Origin of the sequence: Nocardiopsis lucentensis DSM 44048, from assembly GCF_000341125.1 — a bacterium.
Taxonomy (GTDB): domain Bacteria; phylum Actinomycetota; class Actinomycetes; order Streptosporangiales; family Streptosporangiaceae; genus Nocardiopsis; species Nocardiopsis lucentensis.
This window is the reverse complement of sequence record NZ_ANBC01000901.1, coordinates 1-3898: the sequence shown is the minus strand read 5'-3', so window position 1 is coordinate 3898 and position 3898 is coordinate 1. Positions and strand designations below refer to the sequence as shown.

Here is a 3898-nt window from a genome sequence, read left to right as displayed (position 1 = left end):
CCCGCCGCAGGCCCGCCGTCGAGGCGGCGGCGGAGGAGGACGCCGCGGCTGACCGGTCCTGACCGCTGGCGGAGAGGGCGGTGCCGCGGTCCTTCCCCGGTCAGGGCGCTGGGCGGGTCCGGTTTTCCGTCCAGGTTCTCGAAAACAACCAAATTCGAACGCCTGTTCGTCTATAGTGGTGGTGCCCGACGTGGAGTCGTCCGGGCGCCACCACTTCCTCGAGGTGGAAGAAACCGCCGCCGGTGGTCGTTAGTCTTGTCGGACGGGAGGGACCGCGGGGCCCGCGTCCTCTTCCCACCCCCTTTCGCGCGCCCGGTTCCCGGGCCGGGGCGGCCGATTGATCGTCCACCGGACCGCGAAGCCCACACACGGGTCAGCCGACGTCGCGCGACGAGGTCGCGTCCTGTGCGCCCAAGCCGAAGGATGTCTCACTCGATGGTCGAACAACTGGTAGTCCGGGGAGCACGCGAGCACAACCTCAAGGACGTCTCGCTGGACCTGCCACGCGATTCCATGATCGTGTTCACCGGCCTGTCCGGGTCCGGTAAGTCCTCCCTGGCCTTCGACACGATCTTCGCCGAGGGACAGCGGCGCTACGTCGAGTCCCTTTCGGCCTACGCCCGCCAGTTCCTGGGGCAGATGGACAAACCGGACGTCGACTTCATCGAGGGCCTCTCGCCCGCGGTGTCCATCGACCAGAAGTCCACCAGCCGCAACCCCAGGTCCACCGTCGGCACCATCACCGAGGTGTACGACTACCTGCGGCTGCTGTGGGCGCGTGTGGGCGTGCCGCACTGTCCTGAGTGCCGCCGCGAGATCGCACGGCAGACTCCGCAGCAGATCGTGGACCGGGTCCTGGAGATGACCGAGGGCACCCGCTTCCAGGTGCTCGCCCCGGTCGTGCGCGGCCGCAAGGGCGAGTACGTCGAACTCTTCAAGGACCTGCAGACCAAGGGCTTCACGCGCGCCGTCGTCGACGGCGCCGCCGTCCGCCTGGACGAGCCGCCCAAGCTCGGCCGCTACGACAAGCACGACATCGCGGTGGTCGTGGACCGCCTGAGCGTCAAGCCCTCCGCCCGGGGCCGCCTCACCGATTCGGTGGAGACCGCGCTCAAGCTCGCGGGTGGGACCATCGTCCTGGACTTCGTCGACCTGCCCGAGGACGACGCCGATCGGGAGAAGGTCTTCTCCGAGCACCTCTTCTGCCCCTATGACGACCTGTCCTTCGAACAGCTCGAACCGCGCTCGTTCTCCTTCAACGCCCCCTACGGCGCCTGCCCGGACTGCTCCGGGCTGGGCACCCGGATGGAGGTCGACGCCGACCTGCTCGTTCCGGACCCGGAGAAGACCCTGGCGGAGGGGGCCGTCTCCCCGTGGACGGGCGGCACCAACTCCGGGTACTGGGACCGCATCCTCACGGCCCTGGGCGAGGCGATCGGCTTCGACCTGGACACCCCGTGGGAGCGGTTGCCGCGCCGCGTGCGCAAGGCCATCCTGGAGGGCCACGACACCCAGGTCCACGTCACCTACCGCAACCGGTACGGGCGCAACCGCTCCTACTACACCGAGTTCGAGGGCGTCATCCCCTGGGTCAAGCGGCGCCACTCCGAGACCGAGAGCGACTGGGGCCGCGAGCGGCTCGAGGGCTACATGCGCACCGTGCCCTGCCCCACCTGTGAGGGAACCCGTCTCAAGCCGGTGGTGCTGGCCGTGACGGTCGGCGGCAGGTCCATCGCCGAGGTCGCGCAGATGTCGCTGAGCCAGAGCGCCGCCTTCCTCGCCGACCTCAAGCTGTCCGAGCGGGACATGGTCATCGCCGCCCAGGTGCTCAAGGAGATCAACGCGCGGCTGGGCTTCCTGCTGGACGTGGGGCTCGACTACCTCAGCCTGGCGCGCTCGGCCGGTTCGCTCTCCGGCGGCGAGGCCCAGCGCATCCGCCTGGCCACCCAGATCGGGTCGGGCCTGGTCGGTGTGCTCTACGTCCTGGACGAGCCGTCCATCGGCCTGCACCAGCGCGACAACGCCCGGCTGCTGGAGACGCTCCAGCGCCTGCGCGACATCGGCAACACGCTGATCGTCGTCGAGCACGACGAGGACACCATCCGCGCCGCCGACTGGGTGGTCGACATCGGCCCGGGCGCGGGTGAGCACGGCGGCCACGTCGTGGTGTCGGGCATCGTGGACGAGCTGCTCACCTCCCCTGACTCCATGACCGGCGACTACCTGGCCGGACGTCGCTCCATCGCGCTGCCCGCCTCGCGCCGCCCCCGCACCAAGGGGCACGAGCTCGTCGTGCGCGGGGCGCGGGAGAACAACCTCGACGGGGTCGACGTCACCTTCCCGCTGGGCGTGTTCACCGCCGTGACGGGCGTGTCCGGGTCGGGCAAGTCCACGCTGGTCAACGAGATCCTGTACAAGGCGCTGGCCAAGGAGCTCAACGGGGCGCGCGACGTCCCCGGGCGCCACCTGCGGGTCAACGGCACCGGCAAGGTGGACAAGGTCGTGCACGTGGACCAGAGCCCGATCGGCCGCACCCCGCGCTCCAACCCGGCCACCTACTCCGGTGTCTTCGACCACATCCGCAAGCTGTTCGCGCAGACGACCGACGCCAAGACGCGCGGCTACCAGCCGGGCCGGTTCTCGTTCAACGTCAAGGGCGGCCGCTGCGAGGCGTGCTCGGGTGACGGCACGCTCAAGATCGAGATGCAGTTCCTGCCCGACGTGTACGTGCCGTGTGAGGTGTGCCACGGCGCCCGCTACAACCGGGAGACCCTCCAGGTGCGGTACAAGGGCAAGAACATCTCCGAGGTGCTCGACATGCCCATCGCCGAGGCCCTGGAGTTCTTCGAGCCGATCAACGCCATCCGCCGCCACCTGCAGACCCTCACCGACGTGGGGCTGGGGTACGTGCGCCTGGGCCAGCCCGCCACCACGCTGTCCGGCGGTGAGGCCCAGCGGGTCAAGCTCGCGGCCGAGCTCCAGCGGCGCTCCACCGGGCGGACGGTGTACGTTCTGGACGAGCCCACCACGGGCCTGCACTTCGAGGACATCCGTAAGCTGCTGGGTGTGCTCAACCGGTTGACGGACACCGGTAACACGGTGATCGTCATCGAGCACAACCTCGACGTCATCAAGACCGCGGACCACGTGATCGACATGGGTCCCGAGGGCGGTTCCGGGGGCGGCCGGGTGGTGGCCCAGGGCACTCCCGAGGAGGTCGCCGCGGTCGCCGAGTCCTACACCGGCCAGTTCCTGGCCAAGATGCTCTGAGTCGCCGCGAACCGTCCAGGAGGTCGGACACCGCATGAACCAGCCACCCCCGGACCCGCACTGGAGAGCGCCCCGGGAGGGGTACCCGTACCCGGGCACCCCGGGAGCCGGGGGGCGGCCCGGCCCCGCCGGGCCCGAGGAGCGGCTGTACCCGCTGGCGACCTGGTGGTCGCGGGTCCTGGCCCGCGCCGTCGACATGGTGGTGGTGGCGCTGCCCGCCCTGCTGGTGGCCCTGCTCCTGGCCCTGGTCTGGCTGGGGGCGCTCAACCTCCTGGGCGGTTCCGGTGACGGCCCGCGCAGGTACGGGTACTTCCTGGCCGTCACGTTCTTCGTCCTGTACACCGGCTACGAGACCCTGGCGGTGGCCCGCTGGCAGCAGACCCTCGGTAAGCGGTTGGTGGGTGTCAAGGTGGCGCCCGCGGCCGGTGCGGGCCGCCTCGGCCCGGTGCCCGTCGCGGCCCTGACCGTCCGGGCCGCCCTGTTCGGCCTGCCCGTCCTGCTGTTCGCTCTGCCCAGCGTGCCGCAGTGGGCCGCCCTCATGGTCGTGGTCCTGCTCACCGGTGGGATGGCCGCCTGGGACCGGCCCAACCAGCAGGGGATCCACGACAAGATCGCCGGGACCGTGGTG

General features: G+C 70.3%; 2 protein-coding genes. Both read left to right on the top strand.

Annotation, left to right across the window (positions count from 1 at the left end; genetic code table 11):
• Nucleotides 1-435: 435 nt before the first annotated feature.
• A complete protein-coding gene (gene uvrA, locus D471_RS0130675) occupies nucleotides 436-3270 on the top strand; it encodes an excinuclease ABC subunit UvrA (protein WP_017602148.1) in 2835 nt (944 codons plus the stop codon).
• 34 nt (nucleotides 3271-3304) lie between these two features.
• Nucleotides 3305-3898, top strand: a 594-nt coding sequence (locus D471_RS37120) for an RDD family protein (protein ID WP_017602147.1), incomplete at its 3' end; no start/stop codon positions are given.

What these genes read in the sequence shown, in the direction of transcription:
- uvrA (WP_017602148.1), top strand. Translation starts at nt 436, where the DNA reads ATGGTCGAACAACTGGTAGTCCGGGGAGCACGCGAGCACAACCTCAAG.